We start from the raw sequence: 22,835 nt of genomic DNA on the forward strand, positions 1-22,835 counted from the left end.
TGACCGAGGGTATCAACCGGCCAGTGTGGCTTCCACAAATGCTTTTACCTTGCCGGCATCAGCCTCAAACACCACCACTTTTTGCGGCAGGTCTTCCAGGCCATCAAAGCCAGCGGGGCGCGGTGGGTCACGGTCCAGTGCCTCGCGGATGGTATCGGCAAACTTGGCCGGCAGCGCGGTTTCCAGGCAGACAACGGTTTCACCAGGCAGACGCAGCTCGCGTGCCACCTTGATGCCATCGGCGGTATGGGTATCCACCACCACACCATCGGTCGCATCCAGCGCACGGATGGTGGCCAGACGGTCGGCATGGCTGCTTTTGCCGGAAACAAAACCGAACTTGTCCGCCGCCTCGGCCAGCTTGGCCGACAGATCAAAGCCCTTGCCGGCATCCACATCGGCCCACAATGCCTTCACGGCAGCACCGTCGCGACCCACCAGATCGAACACGAAGCGTTCGAAGTTGGAAGCCTTGGAGATATCCATGGACGGGCTGGAGGTGACATAGGTGTTGGCCGTACCACGCGGACGGTAAGCACCGGTGTGGAAGAATTCGTCCAGTACGTCGTTTTCGTTGGTGGCCACGATCAGGCGCTGCACCGGCAGGCCCATCTGACGCGCGATATGACCGGCGCAGACATTGCCGAAGTTACCCGACGGCACGCAGAAGCTGACTTGTTCATCATTGCTGCTGGTGGCGTTGAAGTAGCCCTTGAAGTAGTACACCACCTGCGCCACCACGCGGGCCCAGTTGATGGAGTTGACGGTGCCGATCTGGTACTTGGCCTTGAAGGCATGGTCGTTCTGCACTGCTTTCACGATGTCCTGGCAATCGTCGAACATGCCCTTGATGGCGATGTTGTGGATGTTGGCATCCGGCAGGCTGAACATCTGCGCGCGCTGGAAGGGGCTCATCAGGCCATCCGGGCTGAGCATGAACACGCTGATGCCTTGCTTGCCACGCATCGCATATTCGGCAGCGCTGCCGGTGTCACCGGAAGTGGCACCAAGGATGTTGAGCGACTGGCCTTTTTTGCCCAGCACGTATTCGAACAGATTGCCCAGCAACTGCATGGCCATGTCCTTGAAGGCCAGCGTCGGGCCATTGGACAGTTCCAGAATCACCAGGCCATCGGACAGGCGCTTGACCGGGGTGATGGCTTCGCTGCCAAACACGGCTGCGGTGTAGGTGCGGGTGACGATGTCCTTGAGGTCGGCCTCCGGAATATCGGTGGCGAACAGGCGGATGATTTCAAACGCCAGTTCCGCATACGAAAGACCGCGCCAGGCATCCAGCTGGCTGCGGCTGATCTGCGGGTAGCTTTCCGGCAGCGCCAGGCCACCATCGGGAGCCAGGCCCATGAGCAGGATGTCGCTGAAACTTTGCGGCTGCATGCCGCCACGTGTGCTGATGTACTTCATGATCAGTTGGTCAACCTGTCCAGACATTGAAAACTGGCCTTGACGATCTTTTTCTTGATCTCGGGTGAAAAGGCCTTGAAGGTATTGCTGCCGCTCTCGGTCTTGCTGCCGGACATGCTGTTGGCCACGGCTTCGCTCAGGTCATCCATGGTCAGTGCCTGCATGGCCTTGTCGGCGGCACAGCTACAGTAGCTGCTGCGGTTTTGCTGGGTAATGGCATGACCAAGCTGCTGTTCCAGCTGCTTGAGCTTGGCACTGTCATTGGCAAAGCTGGTCATGCAGCCCTTGCTGATCAGCTGGCTGAAATTCTGGACATAGGGTGCCATGCTGGGATCGTCCGCCAGACTGCCGCTGGTGGTATCAGCCCAGGCAGACAGTGGCAACAACAGCAACGACAGCAGCAAGCGTTTGGGGAGGGTAGCCATAATGTGTTCCATTGGGTAGCTGAGTCTCAGTCGGCGGCACTGGCATCCAGATGGCGGCTGCAGGCAGCAGAGGCTTCCGCCAACCGCTTCTTGCCGCGCGGGTCATCCTTGCGGATCTGCCCGGTCAGCACGCCCATCACCTCTTCCGAAGTAAAGGTATTGGCCAGATGTTCACTGGCACACTGACAGTATTTCTGAACCTGGGCATCAGAGCGCTCGCTGGCCCCATCCGAGGCCGGCGTGCGCTTGATACAGCCGCGCATCAGAAAACCCTGCAGCAGATTATGCTGACCGGGTGTCAGTGGCGTGGCATACAAAGTCGATGCCGTGAGAGCGCAGGCCATGCCCACGCCATTCATCCAGTACCTTGCCATTCGCAACCATTCCATTGCCGCCCCCTGGCCTGCAGCGGGCGACTACTTGCTTAGTCGTTGAGTTCTTCCATGCGCAGGCGCACCACCTTGCCCGATACGCTTTCCAGCGCTTCGATGGCGGCGATGGCTGCGTTGATGGCACGCTCCTGCACGCGGTGAGTGAGGATCACCACCTCGGCATTGCCCTCGCTGGCCGAGCCCTTCTGGATCAGCGCTTCGATGGAAATGCCGTTTTCTGCCAGCAGGCCGGTAATATTGGCCAGCACGCCGGCGCGATCGGCAGCACCGATGCGCAGGTAGTAGGAGCTGTAAACCTCATCAATCGGCAGGATGGGCAGGTTTTTCAGCTGGTCCGGCTGGAAGGCCAGATGCGGCACGCGATGTTCCGGGTCTGCGGTCAGCAGGCGGGTCACGTCGACAATGTCGGCCACCACGGCAGAGGCAGTCGGCAGCGCGCCGGCACCGGCACCGTAGTGCAGGGTTTGGCCGATGGCATCGCCCTTGGCCAGCACGGCGTTCATCACGCCGTTGACGTTGGCGATCAGCTGGCTTTCCGGAATCAGGGTCGGGTGCACGCGCAACTCGACACCGGCATCGGTGCGGCGGGTAAAGCCCAGCAGCTTGACGCGGTAGCCCAGTTCTTCGGCGTACTTGATGTCGCGGCCATCCAGCTTGCTGATGCCTTCCAGATAGCAGCTGTCAAACTGCATCGGGATACCAAAGGCCAGCGCGGCCATGATGGTGAGCTTGTGACCGGCGTCGTGGCCTTCGATGTCGAAGGTGGGGTCAGCTTCGGCATAGCCCAGGCGCTGTGCCTCGGCCAGCACGTCGGCGAAGCTGGCACCCTTGTCGCGCATTTCGGTCAGGATGAAGTTGGAGGTGCCGTTGATGATGCCGGCGATCCATTCGATGCGGTTGGCCGACAGGCCTTCACGCAGCGCCTTGATGATGGGAATGCCACCGGCAACCGCAGCTTCGAAGGCCACCATCACGCCCTTTTCCTGGGCGCGGGCAAAGATTTCATTGCCATGCACGGCCAGCAGCTTCTTGTTGGCAGTCACCACGTGCTTGCCGTTTTCGATGGCCTTGAGGACCAGCTCCTTGGCGATGGTGTCGCCACCGATCAGTTCGACCACAATGTCGACTTCCGGATTGTTGACCACCAGCATGGCGTCATCCACCACCGGCACGCCTTCGCCCAGCACTTCGCGGGCGCGGGCCACATCGCGGTTGGCGGCCATGCATACGCGGATGGGGCGACCGGCGCGGCGGCTGATTTCCTCGGCGTTACGCTTGAGTACGGTGGCGGTACCGCCACCGACTGTCCCCACTCCCATCAGGCCAATATTGATCGGCTTCATAACATTCTCCATGTCTGTCTCTAGTGTTTTGTCCCGGGCCGACGGCCTCTTGGCAAAACGGCGGCTGCCGGCTTGCCAGGAGGTCTTCAGGCAGATGATTCAGCCGACGGATTGTGACATCCGTCGGCTGGATACAGCATCAGGCCGTGCCGTGACGCTGGCGGTAACGCGCCAGGAAACGGGCAATGCGGCCAATTGCTTCGATCAGGTCATCCGAGTTAGGAAGGAATACCACGCGGAAGTGATCCGGCGCAATCCAGTTAAACCCGCTGCCCTGCACCAGCAACACTTTTTCTTCCTGCAAGAGTTCCAGGATGAACTGCTGGTCGTCACTGATGGGGTAGATTTTCGGGTCCAGCCGCGGGAACAGGTACAAGGCCCCCTGTGGCTTGACGCAAGTCACACCCGGAATATCAGTGAGCAGCTTGTGCGCCAGGTCGCGCTGGCGTGCCAGCCGGCCACTGGGTGCCACCAGATCGTCAATGCTCTGATAACCGCCCAGCGCAGTCTGGATGGCAAACTGCGCCGGCACATTGGCACACAGCCGCATCGAGGCCAGCATGTTCAGGCCTTCGATGTAGTCACGCGCGTGTTTTTTCTCGCCGCACAGAATCATCCAGCCGGCACGATAGCCACAGGCACGGTAGTTCTTGGACAGGCCGTTAAAGGTGACCACCAGCAGGTCCGGTGCCAGCGAGGCAATGGAGGTGTGCTTGACTTCGTCGTACAGCACCTTGTCGTAGATTTCATCGGCGTAGATGATCAGCTGGTGCTGGCGCGCCAGGTCGACAATCTGCTGCAACAGTGCGGGCGGATACACGGCACCGGTGGGGTTGTTGGGGTTGATCACCACGATGGCGCGGGTATTGGGGGTGATCTTGGCACGGATGTCGTCGATGCTGGGGAACCAGCCCTGCTCTTCGTCACAGACGTAGTGCAGCGCCTTGCCACCGGCCAGGCTGACTGCGGCGGTCCACAGCGGGTAGTCCGGTGCCGGCACCAGTACTTCATCGCCATTGTCCAGCAAGGCTTGCATGGCCATCACGATCAGCTCGGACACGCCGTTGCCGATGATGATGTCGTCCATGCTGACATTGGGCAGCTGTTTTTCCTGCGCGTAGTGCATGATGGACTTGCGCGCGGCAAACAGCCCCTTGGAGTCGGAATAGCCGGACGCCGACGGCAGGTTGACAATGACGTCTTCGATGATTTCATCCGGCGCAAAAAAACCGAACGGAGCCGGGTTGCCGATATTCAGCTTGATGATGCGATGGCCTTCGTCTTCCATCTTCTTGGCATGCTCAAGCACCGGGCCACGGATGTCGTAGCAGACATTGGCGAGCTTCTGCGATTTGTGTACTGGCTGCATGGTGGCCTGTTTTTCCGTCACGGACCGCGCCCCGGCTACGGCGGTATGCTGGCGGCGGCGCGGCTTGTTGTCTTTCATTGGAGTCCCTTGTCTGTCCCGGCCACGGGCAAAGCGTACCTTGCCGGCGGGTCAGGGTATAATCCTATCCCAATCCGTGTTGCACTGCATGACGACGTGCGCGCCATACCGGCATGGCTGCAACAGCGCTGCGTGCTGATTTTTATTCCTTGCAGGAAATCGACTTCATGAAAATGCATCAGGCCCTGGGACTGGGCAAGAACCTGTTTACCGGCTATGGCGAAGGCCATGTATTGATCAATGCCGAACGCCATGATGGCAACCTGATCGTCACCCCGGACAGCGTGCAGCCCTGGGGCGTGGCCGATTTTGCCAGCCTGGCCGAACAGCATTTCAGCATGCTGCTGGAGATGCAGCCGGAGGTGGTGCTGTTTGGCTCCGGGGCCAGCCTGCGCTTTTTCCACCCGAAGCTGATGGCAGCCCTGACCAATGCCGGTATCGGCGTGGATGTGATGGACACCCAGGCCGCCTGTCGCACCTTCAATATCCTGATGGCGGAAGACCGCCGGGTGATTGCCGCCATCCTCGCCATCTGAACGCCCCCGGCCTGGCACCGCCCTTGCCGCTCAGTCACCATGGAACTTGATGGCCGGCTGCGCACTTTTTCGCAGCTTGTCACCCAGATACAGCATCCCGGCCTGCCGCCAGCCGTACAGCACCCGCTGATGCTGGCGGTACAGGCCGTTGTAGATCAGCCGTGCGCCGCGCCCCGCCACCAGATGTTCCCGTTTGATGCCAGTCAGGCTGCCCACTGCGCACTGCCTGCCCAGCGCCACTAGCATGCCATGCGGATGAAAGCGGAAAGCCGGCCCCTGCTGCCCAGTCAGCTGCAGCTTCAGCTCATCCACCAACCAGCGCGCCTGCTGGTGCGCCACTTGCGCCGTGGCCGGCAAGCATCGCCCGCCTTCCCCGCCGGGAGTGGCGGCACAATCACCGATGGCATAGATGTTCTGCACGCCCTGGCAACGCAAATGCCCATCCACCAGCAACTGCTGCTTGTCATTGCAGCGTACGCCCTCCAGGCCGGCCAGCCAGTCCGGAGCCTTGACCCCTGCAGCCCAGACCGTAATGTCGGCCGCCATTTCCTCACCCTGTTGCAGCACCACCGCCCCGGCCTTGAGCCTGGCCACCTTGCTATCGGTCATCACCCTGACCTGACTCGCCCTGAGTTGCTGCTCGGCAAATGCCGACAAGGCCGGTATTGCGCCCCCCAACAGATGCTTTGCGCCTTCGATGACGCAGATCTGCACGCATTCGGGTGGTAGCCTGCCTCCGTACAAATGCAATTCGAACAAGGCGCGATGCAGCTCTGCGGCCAGTTCCACCCCGGTGGCTCCGCCGCCGATGATGGCGATGTTCAATGTCTTTCCTGCGTCCCGGGCATGGGCAACAGCGAATGCCAGCTCCAGAATGCGCAAACGCAAGCGCTGGGCATCAGCCACATTGTTGAGGAACATGGCGTATTCCGCCACGCCGGGCGTTCCGAAATCGTTGGCCTGTGCGCCGACCGCCATGACCAGCCAGTCATAAGCCAACTCGCGCTCCTGACAGAGCAACTGGCCATTGCCATCCCGCACCTCGGACAGACGGATACGGCGCCGCTGCGAATCCAGGCCCAGCATGCGTCCGTATTCGAACTGGTAATCATTGTGATAGCCATGGGAGAAGTAATTGACCTCATCCATCCCGGTATTGAGTGCGCCGCTGACCACCTCGTGCAGCAGCGGCTTCCAGATATGGGTGGGGGCGCAATCAAGCAGCACGATCCGGGCCTGCTGACGCCGCCCCAGGCTACGTCCCAGTCGGGAAGCCAGCTCCAGGCCGGCGGCACCACCACCAACAATCAGAATGGTTGGCATGGCTGAATGTGTCATGTGCGTTCTCCATGAACAGGATGAGGGGGAGATGGCAGCAGTCGGCCAAGACAGCACACGACCACCACCTGTGCGCACAGTACGGATCGCCCTTGGCCTTGTCTTCAAGGAAAGGACTGACCGTAGTTACAGCGCAGCAGCCCTCTGCTGCCGCGGAAAAACAAAAAAGCCGACGCTGCGGCTTTTTGTGTTGCTGGCCATCTCTTCCGCTCAGGCTGCGGGCGCATGCTCTCCGCCAAACTCCTCGAATGCCTGCAAGGCTTCGGCAGCCGTCATCAGCGACGGACCGCCACCCATGTATACCGCCACCTGCAGCATTTCCATGAACTCCGCCCGCGTACAAGCCAGTTCCACCAAGGCCTTGCTGTGAAAAGCCAGACAGCCTTGACAGCGGTTGGCGATGCCGATGGCCAGCGCAATCAGCTCCTTGGTTTTGTTGGATAGTGCGCCATCGGCATGGGCGGCGCGGCTCATCTGGCCAAAGCCTTTCATGGTATCGGGAATTTCGCGGCGGAATTCGGCCAGCTTGCTGCCCAGCTCCTGGGCCAAACCGGTGTAGTCGTGACTCATTGCTCTCTCCTTCCAGATTAAATTCATTTTTATATTATATATTTTTATATATTGAATCAAGACTGAATTGCGCCCTGCCACAGAAAAAATCCCGCGTGGTAATCTGCAGCATCCCATCGCCTGCAAGGACCCGCCGTGCCCCACTCCAGCAATGAACTGGCCGACTACGACCACGTGCGCCAATGGGCGATGCAGTCGCTGTTCCAGCACATGGACGACAGCTACCAAGGCACGGTGATTGTGGATGAACAGGCACGCATCATCTGGATCAATGCCCGCTATGCCGAACGCTTTGGCTTTACCGACCCGGCCAGCGCACTGGGGCAGCCAGTGGAAAACGTCATCCCCAACAGCCAGATGCGCGAAGTGCTGAGAACCGGCGTGCCGATGCTGCTGGACATCATGCCCACCGGCAAAGACCAACTGGTGGTGACGCGGCTGCCACTGAAGGATGCCAGCGGCAAGATTGTGGGGGCGGTCGGTTTTGCCCTGTTCGACCAGATTCAATCACTGGCCCCGCTGGTAGCCAAATTTGCCCGGCTGGGCGAGGAGCTGGCGGCCACGCGCGAATCGCTGGCCCAGGCCCGGCGCGCCAAATACAGTTTTGACGACTTTGTCGGCCACAGCAGCCAGATCAGCGAAGTCCGCCGCCAGGCCATGCTGGCCGCCCCGCTGGAAGGCGCGGTATTGCTGCTGGGGGAAACCGGCACCGGCAAAGAGGTGCTGGCGCATGCCATCCATGCCGCCTCGCCGCGCGCCGGCAAGCCGCTGGTCAGCCTGAACATGGCGGCCATCCCGGACACCCTGCTGGAAGCCGAACTGTTTGGTGCCAGTCCCAACGCCTATACCGGAGCGGATAAAAAAGGCCGTACCGGCAAGCTGCAACTGGCCGATGGCGGCACCCTGTTTCTGGATGAAATAGGCGATATGCCGGCCAGCCTGCAAGCCAAGCTGCTGCGGGTATTGCAGGACAAGGAATTCGAACAACTGGGTGCCAACCGGGTGTTGCGCGCCGATATCCGCATCATTGCCGCCACCTCGACCCGGCTGGAAGAAAAAGTGGCGGCCGGCAGCTTTCGTGCCGACCTGTATTACCGGCTGAATGTGCTGACCATCCACCTGCCAGCGCTACGCGAACACTTGCAAGACCTGCCCGAGTTGACCGAAGCACTGCTGGGTCAACTGGCGCGCCATGGTCATCTGGCACGTAGCCAGATCAGCCATGCCGCCTTGCAGCGGCTGGCCGCCTATCACTGGCCAGGGAATGTACGTGAACTGCGCAATATCCTGGAGCGCGCCAGCATGCTGGCCCAGGGCAGCTTACTGGACGAGGCCGACATCCAGGCACTGCTGGGCCCCATCCACAACACCCCCCAAGCCGGTGCGGCCAGCTACCAGCAGCAGATAGCCGACTTCGAGGCGCAATTGCTGCACCAGGCGCTGCAACAGGCCAATGGCCATGTCCCCACGGCGGCGCGCCAACTGGGCATGGGCCGCGCCACCCTGTACAAAAAACTGGCTGCGCTGGGCATCAACCCCAGCCAATTCTGAATCGCAGCGCGATCATTCTTTTATGTCGTCTCCACAAAGAGACGACGTCTACAAAGCGAGACTTTCACGCTTTCCCTGCTGCCACAAGGCTTTCCAGCCGACGATGCCACCTTGCTCGTCTCCAAATCGAGACAATCCGTGACCCCAACGTTCACAAATCACACTAAATCATTGATTTATAACAGATAGAAATTCTGGCACGCTTCCTGCAATATCCAGGCAGCGACATGGGGCATACCCATGATCGTCCGGTCTGGCACAGGCCATACAACAATATGAGGAGATACACCATGAGCTTTATCGTGGTTTTGCTGGCCCTGTTTTTCCTGATGCTGGCCGCCTATCGCGGCTACAGCGTCATCCTGATGGCACCGCTGGCTGCCCTGGGCGCGGTGCTGCTGACCGACCCCTCCGCCGTGGCGCCCGCCTTCAGCGGACTGTTCATGGACAAGATGGTGGGCTTCATCAAGCTGTACTTCCCGGTGTTCTTGCTGGGGTCGGTGTTTGGCAAGCTGGTGGAAATGTCGGGCTTTTCCAAATCCATCGTTGCCGCCGTCATCCGCTTTATCGGCGAGAAACGTGCCATCGCCGTCATCGTGGCGGTGTGCGCGCTGCTGACCTATGGCGGGGTATCACTGTTTGTGGTGGTGTTTGCCGTCTACCCCTTTGCCGCCGAACTGTTCCGCCAGAGCAATATTCCCAAACGGCTGATTCCCGGCACCGTGGCGCTGGGCGCGTTTTCCTTCACCATGGACGCCCTGCCCGGCACGCCGCAAATCCAGAACATCATCCCCACCACCTTTTTCAAGACCACCGCCTGGGCTGCTCCGGCACTGGGTATTTGCGGTGCGGTATTCATCACCCTGGTGGGGCTGGCTTATCTGGAATGGCGCCGCCGCAGCCTGATGGCGCGCGGTGAAGGCTATGGCACCGATTTGCGCAACGAGCCGGAACACGTCGACACCAGCAGCCTGCCCTCGCCCTGGCTGGCCATCGCGCCGCTGCTGCTGATCGGCATCAGTAACTTTGCCTTCACCCGCTGGATTCCCGCCTGGTACGGCAGCAGTCACGAACTGCATCTGGCCGGCATGGCCAAGCCGGTTACCACCCAGATTTCCACCGTCACCGCCATCTGGTCGGTGGAAGCCGCCCTGCTGCTGGGCATTGCCTTTGTAGCTCTCACCGCCTGGCCCGCCATCAAGGAGCGCTTTGCCGAAGGCAGCAAGGGAGCGATTGCCGGTGCCATGCTGGCCGCGATGAACACCGCATCGGAATACGGCTTTGGCGCTGTCATTGCCGCCCTGCCCGGCTTCATGGTGATTGGCCATGCCTTGCAGAGCATCCCCAATCCGCTGGTGAATGCCGCAGTCACGGTCAGCACGCTGGCCGGCGTCACCGGTTCGGCATCCGGCGGCATGAGCATTGCACTGGCCGCCATGGGCGAGCAGTTCATCAGCGCCTGCCAGGCGGCAGGCATTCCGCTGGAAGTACTGCACCGGGTGGTGGCCATGGCCAGTGGCGGCATGGACACCCTGCCGCATAACGGCGCGGTGATCACCCTGCTGGCGGTCACCGGCCTCACCCATCGCGAGGCCTACCGCGACATCTTTGCCGTCACCCTGATCAAGACGCTGGCGGTGTTTTTCGTGATCAGCGTGTTCTATCTCACCGGACTGGTCTGATTCCATCCAGCCATCCCCTACCCCGGCCCTGCGCTGTGCAGGGCCAGACAGGACAATCAACATGACAACACTGGCAGGCAAAACCGCGCTGGTTACCGGCTCCACCAGCGGCATCGGTCTGGGCATTGCCCTGGCACTGGCCGAAGCGGGGGCCGATATCGTACTCAACGGCTTTGGCGATGTTGAGGCAGCACTGGCCCACATCCGCGCCACCGGCGTGCAGGCCTGGCATCATCCGGCCGATTTGTCCGACCCGGCCCAGGTTGACGCACTGTGTGCCTTTGCCGCACACGAAACCGGCGGCGTGGACATTCTGGTGAACAATGCCGGCATCCAGCATGTAGCCCCCATCGAAGCCTTTCCGCCAGCGCAGTGGGACAAGGTGCTGGCCATCAACCTGAGCGCGGTCTTCCACACCAGCCGCCTGCTGCTGCCGCTGATGCGCCAGCGCGGCTGGGGCCGCATCATCAATATCGCCTCCACCCACGGGCTGGTGGCCTCCAGCGGCAAGTCTGCCTATGTGGCAGCCAAGCATGGGGTGCTGGGCCTCACCAAGACCGTGGCACTGGAAACCGCCCACAGCCCCATCACCTGCAATGCCATTTGTCCGGGCTGGGTGCTCACCCCGCTGGTGGCACAGCAGATTGCCGACCGCGCCAGCGCACAGGGCATCAACCCGCAGCAGGCCCAGCACGATTTGCTGGCCGAAAAACAACCCTCCGGCCAGTTTGTCACCCCGGCGCAACTGGGTGCGCTGGCCGTGTTTTTGTGCAGCCCGGCTGCCGATGAAGTACGCGGTGCCGCCTGGGCCATGGATGGCGGTTGGACTGCCCAATAAGCAAAGCAAGCAAGGACAATGCAATGAACAAGCTTTACCCGGATGCCGCCAGCGCACTGGCGGACATTGTGGCCGACGGCCAGACCATTGCCGTGGGCGGCTTCGGCCTGTGCGGCATTCCCGAGGCACTGATTGCCGCGCTGCGCGACAGCGGGGTGCGCAATCTCACCGCCATTTCCAATAATGCCGGGGTGGATGGCTTTGGCTTGGGGCAACTGCTGCAAACCCGGCAGATCCGCAAAATGGTGTCGTCCTACGTCGGCGAAAACAAGGAATTCGAACGCCAGTACCTGAGTGGCGAGCTGGAGCTGGAATTCACCCCGCAAGGCACGCTGGCGGAAAAACTGCGCGCTGGCGGCAGCGGCATCCCCGCCTTCTTCACCCGCACCGGCTACGGCACGCTGGTGGCCGAAGGCAAGGAAGTGCGCGAATTCAACGGCCACCAGCACATTCTGGAGCAAGCGCTGTTTGCCGACATTGCCCTGGTCAAGGCCTGGAAGGCCGACCGCGCCGGTAATCTGGTCTACCGCCGCACCGCGCGCAATTTCAATCCCAATGTGGCCATGGCCGGACGCATCACCGTGGCCGAGGTGGAAGAGATTGTCGAAAACGGCGTGTTGGACCCGGATGCCATCCACACCCCCGGTATCTTTGTGCAGCGACTGGTGCTCAACCCGCATCCCGAAAAACGCATCGAACAGCGCACCGTGCGCAGCACTGCATTGACGGAGGCATGAAGATGGCCTGGACACGCGAACAAATGGCTGCACGGGCAGCACAGGAATTACAGGATGGCTTTTATGTGAATCTGGGCATAGGCCTGCCCACGCTGGTGGCCAACCATGTGCCGGCCGGCATGGAAGTGTGGCTGCAGTCGGAAAACGGCTTGCTGGGCATCGGTCCGTTTCCGACCGAAGACGAGGTAGACCCAGACCTGATCAACGCCGGCAAGCAAACCATCACCACCCTGCCCGGCTCGGCCATTTTCAGCTCGGCCGACTCCTTTGGCATGATTCGCGGCGGCAAGATCAATCTGGCCATTCTGGGCGCCATGCAGGTCAGTCAGCATGGCGACCTGGCCAACTGGATGATTCCGGGCAAGATGGTGAAGGGCATGGGCGGCGCGATGGACCTGGTGGCCGGTGTCGGCAAGGTGGTGGTGCTGATGGAACACACTGCCAAGAAAAAGGACGGCACGGAAGAGGCCAAGCTGCTGGAGCGCTGCACCCTGCCCTTGACTGGCGTGGGCGTGGTCAGCCTGATCATTACCGATCTGGGCGTAATACGAGTGGAGTCTGACGGCCTGCATCTGCAGGAGCTGGCACCGGGCGTGAAAGTGGAGGACATCTGCGCCCGTACCGCAGCACCGCTGCATTCAGGCTTGCGACGCCAGGCCGGTGAAGCAGCTATCGCCGGCTAAAACCAGCGCCGTCCCATGAAAAAAGCACGCGCTGCCAGCAGTCGCGTGCTTTTTTATTGTCAGCCAGCAAGGGCTAGAGCAAGGATTTGACCAGCAAAGCCGTCAGCAGGATGGCAATCAGGCTGAGCAGGAAATTCTGCCGCTTCTGCTCGCGCATCAGATGCATATAACCCTCCACCAGCAAATCACTCTTGGCTGCCGATAGCGCCTCGTTGAGCTTGCGCGGCAGCGTGGGCAGGGTGGTGGCCCATTGCGGTGCTTCCTGCTTGAGCGTGCGCAACATGCCGCGCCAACCCATCTGTTCGTTCATCCACTTGGTGAGGAAGGGCTTGGCGGTATCCCACAAGTCCAGCTCCGGGTCCAGTTGACGGCCCAGACCCTCGATATTGAGCAGGGTCTTTTGCAGCAACACCAGCTGCGGCTGGATTTCCACATTGAAGCGGCGGCTGGTTTCAAACAGGCGCAGCAGCACCAGGCCAAAGGAAATCTCCGACAAGGGTTTTTCGAAGATGGGTTCACACACCGTGCGCACCGCTGCTTCCAGCTCTTCGGCCCGAGTTTCTTTCGGCACCCAGCCGGATTCGATATGCGCGGTGGCCACACGGTGGTAATCGCGGTTGAAGAAGGCCAGGAAGTTGACCGCCAGGTAATGCTTGTCCTCGTCGGTCAGGCTGCCGACGATGCCGAAATCCAGCGCGATATAGCGGCCATCTTCCGCCACGAAGATATTGCCCGGGTGCATGTCGGCATGGAAAAAACCATGACGGAACACCTGGGTGAAGAAGATTTCCACCCCGAAGCGCGACAGCTTGCGCAGGTCCACGCCCTGCTCGCGCAGGCGGTCAATCTGCCCCACCGGCGTGCCGTGCATCCACTCCAGCGTCAGTACCTGCCGGTTGGTGTAGTCGTAAAACACTTCTGGCACGATCAGCATGTCCGAACCGGTAAAGTTGCGGCGCAGCTGCGAGGCATTGGCGGCCTCGTGCATCATGTCCAGTTCGTCGTGCAGGTATTTGTCGAACTCGGCCACCACCTCGCGCGGTTTCAAGCGCTTGCCGTCGATGAAGAAACGCTCCACCCAGCGGGCCAGCGTGGACATCAAGGCCAGATCCTGTTCGATCACCGGCTGAATGCCGGGGCGCAATACCTTCACCGCCACTTCGCGGCCACGGCTGCCATCCGGCTGTTTCAGCCAGGCCTTGTGCACCTGCGCCACCGAGGCACTGGCCACCGGGGTGATATCAAAATCCACATACAGGTTTTCCACCGGCTGGCCAAAGCTCTGCTCGATCACCTGCCGCGCCAGCGCGCCATCAAACGGTGGCACCCGGTCTTGCAGCAGCGCCATTTCATCGGCGTAATCCGGTGGCAGCAGGTCGCGCCGGGTGGACAGCACCTGGCCGAACTTGACGAAGATAGGCCCCAGGCTTTCCAGCGCCAGCCGCACCCGCGCCGGCAGCGGTGCACTGACATCACGCCGTACCGGACACAGCTTCAGCAGGCTATGCACGAAGCCCAGCCGCGAATGACCTTCGAAAAAGTCGTCCAGACCATAACGGTACAGGGTGGAAACAATCTTGAAAAAACGCGAAATCCGCATAATGACGGGCTTGACCCTTATTCCTTTGGTTCCGACAACGCGGCTTCCAGCCGCTGCAATCGTTTTTCGCTGCGCGCCACATCATCACGCAAGCTGTCTACCGCGCCGACAAAGCGGCCAACGGCTTGCCGACTGGCCAACAGCGGTGCTTCTTCCCGCAAGTGCTCTATCCAGTTTTCCATCAGCCGCCAGGCAATTTCACCCTTGAAGCCCAGCGAGGCACGGGCCATGCGCTGCAAACGATTGGCCGCCACATCCCCCACTACGCGCGACAAGTCTTCGCCAGCATCCCAGCGCATACGCGCCAGTAAGCGGCCTACCGCGCTCCCCAGTTCGGCGTCACCTTCCAGGCTGACATCGCGCAAGGCCGGATCGCGCCCGCTGACAGCGGCCAGCGCCGCCGCATGACTCAGGCGGATGGTGGCTTCCGGCTCGCCCTCACAGGCAGCCAGCCAGCCTTCTTCGGTCACCACCCCGCGCACCGTCATCGGAGCCAGCACCACGCCTAGTCGCCGACCGGCATGAGCGGCCAGTTCGGCCCGCACTGCCGGCTGCTGCTTGAGCAGATGATTGAATACGGCAATCTGGATACGCATCAGCAATGCTCCACAAACAAGCTGCCCGGTTTCAGTGTTTCAAGCGGGCAAACAAAAGATTGATACCCAGCAGGATAAACAGGCCGCCACACAGTTGATCCAGCCGCTGCGCCACACCCTTGTGTCGCAGCCAGTCCCCCAGCCGCGCCGACAGCAAGGCCAGCAGCGTGCACCAAGCCAGGCCGGTGGCGACAAAGGTCAGCCCCAGAATGACAAAAGACAGGGCGGTGGCACCCGGCTTGACGAACTGCGGCAGGAAGGCGAGGAAAAACAGCGCCACCTTGGGATTGAACAGATTGGTGAAAAAAGCTTCACGCAGGATTTTGCCTGGCCGCGCAGCTTCCAGCCGGGCCGCATCGCTGGCGACACTACTGCCGGGGCGGCGCAGCATCTTTACCCCCAGCCACAGCAGATAGCCAGCCCCCAGCAGCTTCACCGCCAGAAAGGCCATGGCAGATGTCGCCAGCAGCGCGGACAGGCCAAAGGCCGCCAGCAGGGTGTGACCCAGGCTGCCCAAGCCTATGCCCAGCGCCGACAACAGCCCCACCTTGCTGCCCTGCGCCGTGCTGCGGCCCAGAATGTAGAAGGTGTCCGGGCCGGGCGTCAGGTTAAGCAACAAGCCTGCCGCCATGAAGGCCCACAGATTGGTGATGCCGTCCATGGCGCGTGTCCTTACAGTTTGTAGCCCTTGTGCAGCGCTACCACGCCGCCGGTCATATTGTGGTAGTCCACCTTGCCGAAACCGGCTTCCAGCATCATGGCCTTCAGGGTTTCCTGATCCGGATGCATGCGGATGGATTCGGCCAGGTACTGGTAGCTGTCGGCATCGCCGGCCACCATCTTGCCCATCACCGGCAGCGCCTTGAAGGAATAGAAGTCATAGAAGGGCGACAGCGGTTTCCATACCTTGGAAAACTCCAGCACCATCAGCTTGCCACCCGGCTTGAGCACACGGCACATTTCCTTCAGCGCGGCGTCCTTGTGCGTCATGTTGCGCAGGCCGAAGGCCACCGACACGGCGTCGAAATAATTGTCCGGGAACGGCAGTTTTTCCGCATCAGCCAGCGAAACCGGCAGGATCAGGCCATCATCCAGCAGACGGTCACGGCCCACAGTCAGCATGGAGCTGTTGATGTCGGTCAGCCATACTTCGCCCTTCTTGCCCACGCGCTTGCTCCAGCCGCGCGCCAGGTCGCCGGTGCCGCCGGCAATGTCCAGCACCTTGTCGCCGGGCTTCACGCCGGAGGTGGTGAGGGTGAAGTGCTTCCACACGCGATGCAGGCCACCGGACATCAGGTCGTTCATCACGTCGTACTTCTTGGCGACAGAGTGGAAAACCTCGGCTACCTTGCCGGCCTTTTCACTCTCGGCCACCGTCTTGAAGCCAAAATGCGTATCTTGATCCATATTCACTCCCTGCTCGCGCCTGCGGCGGCGAGGCGATTCAAATAATCCTGCCAGTACGCGGTTTGCTGCGCACCCAGCTCGTAAAGGTAAGACCAGCTGAAGAGGCCGCTGTCGTGGCCGTCATCAAAGGTGATCTTCAGCGCGTAATGACCAACCGGCTCCAGCGCGGTGATGCCGACATGGAGCTTGCCGGTTTGCAATACTTCCTGCCCCGCACCGTGGCCGCGCACTTCGGCCGAGGGCGAGTACACGCGCAAATATTCGGCCGGCAACTGGAAACGGGCACCGTCCTCATAACTGATTTCCAGCGTGCGGGACACTGCATGCAAGGTGATTTCCTGCACTTGCGGGCTATCGGGAGTCAATCCTGCCATGTCTGCCTCATCTGTAGTTTTTCGGGGCTCAGTCCTGCGCATCCTTGCGCTCCAGCAGCATGGCATCGCCATAGCTGAAGAAGCGGTATTCCTGCTGCACCGCATGGGCGTAGGCCGCGCGCATTTCCGCATAACCAGCAAAAGCCGACACCAGCATCAGCAAGGTGGACTTTGGCAGGTGGAAATTGGTGAGCAGGCGGTCCACCACGCGGAAGCGGTAACCCGGCGTGATGAAGATATCTGTCTCGCCACGGCCAGCCACCAGATCGCCGCTGCGCGCAGCAGACTCCAGCGCGCGCATGCTGGTGGTACCTACCGCCAGTACCTTGCTGCCGCGGGCATGCGCAGCCTGGATCAGGTCATAAGTACGCTGCGGCACATCGTAGATCTCGCTGTGCATCTTGTGATCGGCAATATTGTCCACCCGTACCGGCTGGAAAGTGCCCGCGCCCACGTGCAGGGTGACATAGGCCAGTTCCACGCCCTTGGCCTGCAGGGCAGCCAGCATTTCTTCAGTAAAGTGCAGGCCGGCAGTGGGTGCCGCTACCGCGCCTTTTTCGCGCGCGTACACGGTCTGGTAGCGTTCGTCGTCCTCGCCTTCGGCCGTTCTCTCTATATAGGGAGGCAGCGGCAGCTTGCCGGAGGCATCCAGAATGTCGAACAGATTGTCCTCGGCCAGAAAGCGCAGCTTGAACAGCTCGCCCTCACGGCCCAGCATCTCGGCCTCCCAGCGCTCGGCAAAAATCAGCCGGGTGCCGGGCTTGGGCGATTTGGAAGAACGGACATGGGCCAGAGCAGTGTGCTCGTCCAGCACCCGCTCGATCAGGGCTTCAATCTTGCCGCCGCTGGCTTTTTCGCCAAACAGTCTGGCCTTGATTACGCGGGTATCGTTGAACACCATCACGTCGCCGGGAGCCAGCAGGCTGGCAAAATCGGCAAACTGGCCATCGGTGAGGCTGGTGCCGGCAATATGCAGCAAACGGCTGGCACCGCGCACGACTGGCGGGTGCTGGGCAATCAGATGATCGGGCAGGTGGTAATCAAAATCAGACAGCAGCATGGTGTGAAGCTCGAATCAAAACCGGCAAATTATACCTGCGACCGCTGGCACCAGCACGGACTTGTTCGGAATTGCGCAGAATTTGAGCTTGATCAAGGGCCAGTAGCAAGAAACTGTAAAAAATTTGCCACCGTTTGAAATGCGGTTCACTGTAGTGCATTCGCTCGAAACGGCGGGCTTTCCGGGTAAATCAGCAGGCCTGAACAAATATCAAACAACCGTTTGAAATACTGGAAAAGCTAGACATCGTGTCGCCATTTGCGGCAAACTCGCGCCCATGTTGAACTCAGGAGCAAAGCTTTGACCGGAAAAATCCTTGTGCTGCACGGCCCCAACCTCAATCTGCTTGGAACACGGGAACCACAGCATTATGGCCGGGATACGCTAGCCTCCATCAACCAGCGGCTGACCGAGCAGGCAAATGCCGCCGGTTTCGAGCTAGAGGCGCTGCAAAGCAACGCCGAACACCTCTTGATTGACCGCGTTCATGCCTGCATGACAGACGGAACGTCGTTCATCATCATCAATCCAGCGGCCTTCACCCATACCAGCGTTGCCCTGCGCGACGCCATTTCCGGGGTGAAGGTGCCATTCATAGAAGTTCACCTGTCCAACGTCCACGCCCGCGAACCCTTCCGCCAGCATTCGTATTTTTCGGATCTGGCAGTCGGCGTGATTTGCGGCCTGGGTGCCCAGGGCTATGAACTGGCACTTGCGCACGCCATCCGGCGTCTGTCCGCGCAAGCCTGAACATAATAAAGTACATCCCATCCGAAGGATTACCATGGATCTGCGTAAACTGAAGAAACTGATCGATCTCGTCGAAGAATCCGGCATTGCCGAACTCGAAGTGACCGAAGGGGAAGAAAAAGTCCGCATCACCCGCGTATCGGCCAATACCCAGCAGATTGCCTACGCCCAGCCGATGATGCAGATGCCGATGCAAGCGCCAATGGCCGCACCGGCAGCCGCCGCACCGGCAGCCGCAGAAGCCCCGGCCGCCGCCAACAATGCCAATGCACTGAAGTCGCCGATGGTAGGTACCTTCTACCGCTCCGCCAGCCCGGGCTCCAAGGCCTTCGTGGAAGTGGGCCAGAGCGTGAATGCCGGTGACACCCTGTGCATCATCGAAGCCATGAAGCTGATGAACGAGATCGAAGCCGACCGTTCCGGCGTGGTGAAGGCCGTTCTGGCCGAAGACGGCCAGCCGGTTGAATACGGTGAGCCGCTGTTCATCATCGAGTAATTCTCTCTGCCTCGCTAATAGACGCCAGAGATGACAGGGGCACGACAATGCGTCGGTGCCCCTGTCGTTTGACGCGCCACCCAACGGACGTCCCTACCATGTTTGAAAAAATCCTGATTGCAAACCGCGGCGAAATCGCCCTGCGCATCCAGCGCGCCTGCCGCGAAATGGGCATCAAGACCGTGGTCGTGCATTCCGAAGCCGACCGTGAAGCCAAGTACGTCAAGCTGGCTGATGAATCGGTATGCATTGGCCCCGCTCCGTCGGTCAAGAGCTACCTGAACGTACCGGCGCTGATTGCCGCTGCCGAAGTGACCGATGCCCAGGCTATCCACCCGGGTTACGGCTTTTTGTCGGAAAACGCCGACTTCGCCGAACGCGTGGAACAGTCCGGCTTTGTCTTCATTGGCCCGCGCCCGGACACCATCCGCCTGATGGGCGACAAGGTATCCGCCAAGGACGCCATGATTGCCGCAGGCGTGCCCTGCGTACCGGGTTCTGAAGGTGCCTTGCCGGATGATCCGGCCGAGATCGTCAAGATTGCCAAGAAGATCGGCTTCCCGGTAATCATCAAGGCTGCTGGCGGTGGCGGTGGTCGCGGCATGCGCGTGGTGCATACCGAAGGCGCGCTGATCAACTCGGTACAGATGACCCGTACCGAAGCCGGTGCAGCATTTGGCAACCCGACTGTCTACATGGAGAAATACCTGCAGCAGCCGCGCCATATCGAAATCCAGATTCTGGCCGACGAATACGGCAATGCCATTTATCTGGGCGAGCGCGACTGCTCCATGCAGCGCCGTCATCAGAAAATCATTGAAGAAGCACCGGCTCCGGGCATTACCGACGAGCAGCGCGAGCGTATTGGCACCGCCTGCGCCGAAGCGTGCAGCCGCATTGGCTACCGTGGCGCCGGTACTTTCGAATTCCTGTTCGAAAACGGCGAGTTCTACTTCATCGAGATGAACACCCGCGTGCAAGTGGAACACCCGGTGACGGAAATGATCACCGGCGTGGACATCGTGCAGGAACAGATCCGCATTGCCGCCGGCGAAAAGCTGCGTTACAAGCAAAGCGACATCGTACTGCGCGGCCATGCGATGGAATGCCGTATCAACGCCGAAGATCCTTTCACCTTCGTACCGTCGCCCGGCAAGATCGAAAGCTATCACCCGGCAGGTGGCCCCGGCATCCGTATCGATTCGCACATCTATCAGGGCTACACCGTGCCGTCGCATTACGACTCCATGGTCGGCAAGCTGATTTCCTATGGTGACAACCGCGATCAGGCCATGGCCCGCATGCGCGTTGCCCTGTCGGAAATTTCCATTTCCGGTATCAAGACCAATATCCCGCTGCATCAGGAATTGTTCATGGATGCCGCCTTCCAGCGTGGCAGCACCAGCATTCACTACCTGGAAGAACGCCTGTCGCAGATGAAAAAGGGAGACGCATAATGGCCTGGCTGCAAGCCACCATCGATACCGATTCGGCGGTGGCCGAACGCCTGGCCGATGCGCTGATGGACGCAGGTGCACTGTCTACCGCCATTGAGGATGCGCTGGCCGGCACTGAGCTGGAACAGCCCATCTTCGGCGAGCCGGGCATGCCGGTGGACCAGTTGTGGAACCACAGCCGCATCATCACCCTGTTTGCCGAAGATGCCGATGTGGCCCTGCTGATTGCCGCCGCCTGCAATGCCTGCAAGCTGGGCATGCCGGCCTACAAGACCGAACGTGTGGAAGAGCAGGACTGGGTGCGGCTTACCCAGTCCCAGTTCGACCCCATCCGCATTTCGGACCGCTTGTGGATCACCCCCACCTGGCACGACGCCCCGGCCCCGGATGCAGTCAATCTGCAACTGGACCCGGGCCTGGCCTTCGGCACCGGCAGCCATCCCACCACGCGGCTGTGCCTGCAGTGGCTGGATGCACATATTGCCGGTGGCGAAAGCGTGCTGGACTACGGCTGCGGCTCCGGCATCCTGGCCATTGCCGCGCTCAAGCTGGGTGCAGGCAGTGCCGTGGGTGTGGATATCGATGCCCAGGCCGTGCGCTCCAGCCGCGACAATGCGGACCAGAACAATGTAACCGCCACCTTCTGCCTGCCGGATGCCAATCCGGCTGCCCAGTACGACGTGGTGCTGGCCAACATCCTGGCCAATCCGCTGCGCATGCTGGGTCAGCTGCTGGCCAGTCACGTGAAAACCGGTGGTAAGATCGTGCTGTCCGGCATACTTGCCGAACAGGCCGATGAACTGTCTGCGATCTATGCGCAGTGGTTTACCATGGACACCCCGGTGTTCGATGAAGGCTGGACCCGACTGACAGGAACCAGACGCCCAAGCGTATGAGCTATACGACACAGTGCCCCAGTTGCCAGACCCGTTTCAAGGTTAACGACAAGCAGCTATCTGCCGCCAACGGACTTGTCCGCTGCGGGCGCTGTGCGCATGTATTCAACGCCACCGAGCATTTTGTCAGCCCGGAAGCCATTACTCCACCTTCTCCAAGCCCGGCTCCGGCTGCCATTGCGCAGCCAATAGCCCCTCCGGCCGCGGCTAACCCGCCGCCAGCGCCGCCGGCAGCAGACCCGATGGACGACTTCGAGCTGGAGCTGCCGGATTTCGATCCCCAGACGGCAGCCAGCGAGAGCCCTGCCGACAGCTTCAGCCTGGATATCGCGGCACCCGATATCACACCGGAAACCACTGCAGCAGATGCCAGCAGCGAAGCGGAAGAATTCCAGCGCGCCCTGGCTGAAGCATTGAAGACGCGTAACAGCACGCCGCCGGCAACAGCTGCCTATGGCAATACGCCGGATGCAAACGAAGAAGCCCCGGATCTGCCCGATGTTTTCGGCAAGCAGCGCCGCTCGGCTGAAACCGCTGATCCTGATGATGCCATCGCGCCTCCAGCGCCTCCGGAAACCATCTTTACCCGTCCGCAGCCTCATCCGCCAGCAGAACAGACGACACCGGAGTTTCCAGAAGACACTACCGATCAGGAAGCAAAACCACGCAAACCCCTGCTGACGGTAATCATGGCCTTGCTGGCCGTCATCGGTGGCATTTTGCTGGCCGGTCAGCTGGTCTATTTCAACCGCACGCGCATTGCTGCCGAAGTACCGGAATCCCGTCCGGCACTCGAAGCTTTCTGCGGCATTGTCGGTTGCAAGGTCCCCTGGCCCAGCGATATCGGCCAGGTCCGCACCGAATGGTCCGAACTGGCCTTCGTCCCCGAACATGCCAACCTGATCCAACTATCAGCCACGCTGAAAAACCATGCCGCTTTCGCGCAGAGCTACCCGATGCTGGAAGTTTCGCTGAAGGATGCCGATGACCAGGTACTGATTCGCAAAGTGTTTTCACCCAAGGAATACCTGAAGGCCGATGACCTCAAATTGCAGCGCTTCAATGCCAACAGCGAGGTGAAGATCACCATGCGGCTGGATATCGGCAAAGTGCGTGCCATGGGCTACAGCCTGTACTGGTTCTATCCCTGAAGTCGCCTCGACGTGAAAAAAGCGGCTTCAGCCGCTTTTTTTGCATCCTTGATCAAGAAATCCCGGATTCTGCCTTGTATTTGC

At 60.6% G+C, this 22,835-nt stretch carries 24 protein-coding genes; 11 read left to right on the forward strand and 13 right to left on the reverse strand.

Features of this window, described 5'->3' with window-relative positions:
* Nucleotides 1-12 precede the first annotated feature (12 nt).
* The 5 genes from thrC to QVF59_RS14030 form a co-directional block, all read right to left on the reverse strand.
* Nucleotides 13-1,422, reverse strand: a complete 1,410-nt coding sequence (thrC, locus tag QVF59_RS14010; protein WP_287880791.1) for a threonine synthase — start codon at nt 1,420-1,422, stop codon at nt 13-15.
* Between the two features lie 2 nt (nt 1,423-1,424).
* Nucleotides 1,425-1,847, reverse strand: a complete 423-nt coding sequence (locus tag QVF59_RS14015; protein WP_159879332.1) for a hypothetical protein — start codon at nt 1,845-1,847, stop codon at nt 1,425-1,427.
* A gap of 26 nt (nt 1,848-1,873) precedes the next feature.
* Nucleotides 1,874-2,221, reverse strand: coding sequence for a hypothetical protein (locus QVF59_RS14020; protein ID WP_287880742.1), 348 nt, complete (start codon nt 2,219-2,221; stop codon nt 1,874-1,876).
* Nucleotides 2,222-2,271: 50 nt separating this feature from the next.
* On the reverse strand, nt 2,272-3,582 hold the full coding sequence (locus tag QVF59_RS14025) for a homoserine dehydrogenase (RefSeq protein ID WP_287880743.1): 1,311 nt from the start codon (nt 3,580-3,582) through the stop codon (nt 2,272-2,274).
* 139 nt (nt 3,583-3,721) lie between these two features.
* A complete protein-coding gene (locus tag QVF59_RS14030; protein WP_287880793.1) occupies nt 3,722-4,951 on the reverse strand; it encodes a pyridoxal phosphate-dependent aminotransferase in 1,230 nt (409 codons plus the stop codon).
* Nucleotides 4,952-5,196: 245 nt separating this feature from the next.
* Here QVF59_RS14030 and QVF59_RS14035 point away from each other — a divergent pair, with 245 nt between their 5' ends.
* Nucleotides 5,197-5,565 (forward strand): Mth938-like domain-containing protein, encoded by a 369-nt coding sequence (locus QVF59_RS14035; protein ID WP_159879338.1) that lies wholly within the window; start codon nt 5,197-5,199, stop codon nt 5,563-5,565.
* A gap of 30 nt (nt 5,566-5,595) precedes the next feature.
* Here QVF59_RS14035 and QVF59_RS14040 read toward each other — a convergent pair whose 3' ends face one another.
* Together QVF59_RS14040 and QVF59_RS14045 are read right to left on the reverse strand one after the other, a co-directional pair.
* On the reverse strand, nt 5,596-6,903 hold the full coding sequence (locus QVF59_RS14040; protein ID WP_287880745.1) for an NAD(P)/FAD-dependent oxidoreductase: 1,308 nt from the start codon (nt 6,901-6,903) through the stop codon (nt 5,596-5,598).
* Between the two features lie 210 nt (nt 6,904-7,113).
* On the reverse strand, nt 7,114-7,473 hold the full coding sequence (locus QVF59_RS14045) for a carboxymuconolactone decarboxylase family protein (RefSeq protein WP_287880746.1): 360 nt from the start codon (nt 7,471-7,473) through the stop codon (nt 7,114-7,116).
* Between the two features lie 135 nt (nt 7,474-7,608).
* Between QVF59_RS14045 and QVF59_RS14050 the strand changes: the two genes are divergently transcribed.
* The 5 genes from QVF59_RS14050 to QVF59_RS14070 all read left to right on the forward strand — a co-directional run bounded on the left by QVF59_RS14050 (nt 7,609) and on the right by QVF59_RS14070 (nt 12,964).
* Nucleotides 7,609-9,024, forward strand: a complete 1,416-nt coding sequence (locus QVF59_RS14050; RefSeq protein ID WP_287880747.1) for a sigma-54 interaction domain-containing protein — start codon at nt 7,609-7,611, stop codon at nt 9,022-9,024.
* A 290-nt stretch (nt 9,025-9,314) separates the two neighbouring features.
* Entirely contained in the window at nt 9,315-10,706 is a 1,392-nt protein-coding gene (locus QVF59_RS14055; RefSeq protein ID WP_287880749.1) for a GntP family permease, read from the forward strand.
* Nucleotides 10,707-10,767: 61 nt separating this feature from the next.
* Complete coding sequence (locus QVF59_RS14060) at nt 10,768-11,544, forward strand: 3-hydroxybutyrate dehydrogenase (RefSeq protein WP_287880751.1); 777 nt, start codon at nt 10,768-10,770, stop codon at nt 11,542-11,544.
* 23 nt (nt 11,545-11,567) lie between these two features.
* Entirely contained in the window at nt 11,568-12,281 is a 714-nt protein-coding gene (locus tag QVF59_RS14065; RefSeq protein WP_287880752.1) for a CoA transferase subunit A, read from the forward strand.
* Nucleotides 12,282-12,283: 2 nt separating this feature from the next.
* The gene (locus QVF59_RS14070) at nt 12,284-12,964 is read left to right on the forward strand and encodes a CoA transferase subunit B (RefSeq protein WP_159879348.1); all 681 of its coding nucleotides are present in this window, start codon (nt 12,284-12,286) and stop codon (nt 12,962-12,964) included.
* A 73-nt stretch (nt 12,965-13,037) separates the two neighbouring features.
* Here the strand turns inward: QVF59_RS14070 and ubiB are convergent, their stop codons facing one another.
* Genes ubiB through queA form a run of 6 tightly spaced genes read right to left on the reverse strand, consistent with a single transcriptional unit; the run spans nt 13,038 to nt 18,001 of the window.
* Entirely contained in the window at nt 13,038-14,564 is a 1,527-nt protein-coding gene (gene ubiB, locus QVF59_RS14075; protein WP_159879350.1) for a ubiquinone biosynthesis regulatory protein kinase UbiB, read from the reverse strand.
* A gap of 17 nt (nt 14,565-14,581) precedes the next feature.
* Entirely contained in the window at nt 14,582-15,160 is a 579-nt protein-coding gene (locus tag QVF59_RS14080; RefSeq protein ID WP_159879352.1) for a ubiquinone biosynthesis accessory factor UbiJ, read from the reverse strand.
* A 31-nt stretch (nt 15,161-15,191) separates the two neighbouring features.
* On the reverse strand, nt 15,192-15,821 hold the full coding sequence (locus tag QVF59_RS14085) for a LysE family translocator (RefSeq protein ID WP_287880754.1): 630 nt from the start codon (nt 15,819-15,821) through the stop codon (nt 15,192-15,194).
* Between the two features lie 11 nt (nt 15,822-15,832).
* Nucleotides 15,833-16,567 (reverse strand): bifunctional demethylmenaquinone methyltransferase/2-methoxy-6-polyprenyl-1,4-benzoquinol methylase UbiE, encoded by a 735-nt coding sequence (gene ubiE / locus QVF59_RS14090; RefSeq protein WP_159879356.1) that lies wholly within the window; start codon nt 16,565-16,567, stop codon nt 15,833-15,835.
* Between the two features lie 2 nt (nt 16,568-16,569).
* Nucleotides 16,570-16,941: a gamma-butyrobetaine hydroxylase family protein gene (locus tag QVF59_RS14095; RefSeq protein ID WP_287880756.1), complete on the reverse strand. Its 372-nt coding sequence runs from the start codon at nt 16,939-16,941 to the stop codon at nt 16,570-16,572.
* A gap of 28 nt (nt 16,942-16,969) precedes the next feature.
* The gene (gene queA, locus QVF59_RS14100; RefSeq protein ID WP_287880758.1) at nt 16,970-18,001 is read right to left on the reverse strand and encodes a tRNA preQ1(34) S-adenosylmethionine ribosyltransferase-isomerase QueA; all 1,032 of its coding nucleotides are present in this window, start codon (nt 17,999-18,001) and stop codon (nt 16,970-16,972) included.
* Between the two features lie 300 nt (nt 18,002-18,301).
* Between queA and aroQ the strand changes: the two genes are divergently transcribed.
* The 5 genes from aroQ (at nt 18,302) to QVF59_RS14125 (ending at nt 22,751) form a co-directional block, all read left to right on the forward strand.
* Nucleotides 18,302-18,751, forward strand: coding sequence for a type II 3-dehydroquinate dehydratase (aroQ, locus tag QVF59_RS14105; protein ID WP_159879362.1), 450 nt, complete (start codon nt 18,302-18,304; stop codon nt 18,749-18,751).
* Between the two features lie 34 nt (nt 18,752-18,785).
* Complete coding sequence (gene accB / locus QVF59_RS14110; protein ID WP_287880759.1) at nt 18,786-19,247, forward strand: acetyl-CoA carboxylase biotin carboxyl carrier protein; 462 nt, start codon at nt 18,786-18,788, stop codon at nt 19,245-19,247.
* 98 nt (nt 19,248-19,345) lie between these two features.
* Entirely contained in the window at nt 19,346-20,704 is a 1,359-nt protein-coding gene (accC, locus tag QVF59_RS14115) for an acetyl-CoA carboxylase biotin carboxylase subunit (protein WP_287880761.1), read from the forward strand.
* Nucleotides 20,704-21,600, forward strand: a complete 897-nt coding sequence (prmA, locus tag QVF59_RS14120) for a 50S ribosomal protein L11 methyltransferase (protein ID WP_287880763.1) — start codon at nt 20,704-20,706, stop codon at nt 21,598-21,600. Before accC ends, prmA begins: the two co-directional genes overlap by 1 nt.
* Complete coding sequence (locus QVF59_RS14125) at nt 21,597-22,751, forward strand: DUF3426 domain-containing protein (RefSeq protein WP_287880765.1); 1,155 nt, start codon at nt 21,597-21,599, stop codon at nt 22,749-22,751. Before prmA ends, QVF59_RS14125 begins: the two co-directional genes overlap by 4 nt.
* Nucleotides 22,752-22,835 lie beyond the last annotated feature (84 nt).

The sequence above is a fragment of the Aquitalea sp. genome, assembly GCF_030150775.1.
Lineage (GTDB): Bacteria > Pseudomonadota > Gammaproteobacteria > Burkholderiales > Chromobacteriaceae > Aquitalea > Aquitalea denitrificans.

Bases quoted from the DNA above. Each gene is read 5' to 3' on its own strand.
- accC (WP_287880761.1), top strand. From the start codon at position 19,346: ATGTTTGAAAAAATCCTGATTGCAAACCGCGGCGAAATCGCCCTGCGC.
- QVF59_RS14015 (WP_159879332.1), bottom strand. From the start codon at position 1,847: ATGGCTACCCTCCCCAAACGCTTGCTGCTGTCGTTGCTGTTGTTGCCA.
- QVF59_RS14055 (WP_287880749.1), top strand. From the start codon at position 9,315: ATGAGCTTTATCGTGGTTTTGCTGGCCCTGTTTTTCCTGATGCTGGCC.
- QVF59_RS14095 (WP_287880756.1), bottom strand. From the start codon at position 16,941: ATGGCAGGATTGACTCCCGATAGCCCGCAAGTGCAGGAAATCACCTTG.
- QVF59_RS14045 (WP_287880746.1), bottom strand. From the start codon at position 7,473: ATGAGTCACGACTACACCGGTTTGGCCCAGGAGCTGGGCAGCAAGCTG.
- QVF59_RS14060 (WP_287880751.1), top strand. From the start codon at position 10,768: ATGACAACACTGGCAGGCAAAACCGCGCTGGTTACCGGCTCCACCAGC.
- QVF59_RS14035 (WP_159879338.1), top strand. From the start codon at position 5,197: ATGAAAATGCATCAGGCCCTGGGACTGGGCAAGAACCTGTTTACCGGC.
- QVF59_RS14040 (WP_287880745.1), bottom strand. From the start codon at position 6,903: ATGACACATTCAGCCATGCCAACCATTCTGATTGTTGGTGGTGGTGCC.
- QVF59_RS14020 (WP_287880742.1), bottom strand. From the start codon at position 2,221: ATGGCAAGGTACTGGATGAATGGCGTGGGCATGGCCTGCGCTCTCACG.
- prmA (WP_287880763.1), top strand. From the start codon at position 20,704: ATGGCCTGGCTGCAAGCCACCATCGATACCGATTCGGCGGTGGCCGAA.
- thrC (WP_287880791.1), bottom strand. From the start codon at position 1,422: ATGAAGTACATCAGCACACGTGGCGGCATGCAGCCGCAAAGTTTCAGC.
- QVF59_RS14125 (WP_287880765.1), top strand. From the start codon at position 21,597: ATGAGCTATACGACACAGTGCCCCAGTTGCCAGACCCGTTTCAAGGTT.
- QVF59_RS14025 (WP_287880743.1), bottom strand. From the start codon at position 3,582: ATGAAGCCGATCAATATTGGCCTGATGGGAGTGGGGACAGTCGGTGGC.
- ubiE (WP_159879356.1), bottom strand. From the start codon at position 16,567: ATGGATCAAGATACGCATTTTGGCTTCAAGACGGTGGCCGAGAGTGAA.
- QVF59_RS14080 (WP_159879352.1), bottom strand. From the start codon at position 15,160: ATGCGTATCCAGATTGCCGTATTCAATCATCTGCTCAAGCAGCAGCCG.
- QVF59_RS14065 (WP_287880752.1), top strand. From the start codon at position 11,568: ATGAACAAGCTTTACCCGGATGCCGCCAGCGCACTGGCGGACATTGTG.
- ubiB (WP_159879350.1), bottom strand. From the start codon at position 14,564: ATGCGGATTTCGCGTTTTTTCAAGATTGTTTCCACCCTGTACCGTTAT.
- QVF59_RS14030 (WP_287880793.1), bottom strand. From the start codon at position 4,951: ATGCAGCCAGTACACAAATCGCAGAAGCTCGCCAATGTCTGCTACGAC.
- QVF59_RS14070 (WP_159879348.1), top strand. From the start codon at position 12,284: ATGGCCTGGACACGCGAACAAATGGCTGCACGGGCAGCACAGGAATTA.
- QVF59_RS14085 (WP_287880754.1), bottom strand. From the start codon at position 15,821: ATGGACGGCATCACCAATCTGTGGGCCTTCATGGCGGCAGGCTTGTTG.
- accB (WP_287880759.1), top strand. From the start codon at position 18,786: ATGGATCTGCGTAAACTGAAGAAACTGATCGATCTCGTCGAAGAATCC.
- queA (WP_287880758.1), bottom strand. From the start codon at position 18,001: ATGCTGCTGTCTGATTTTGATTACCACCTGCCCGATCATCTGATTGCC.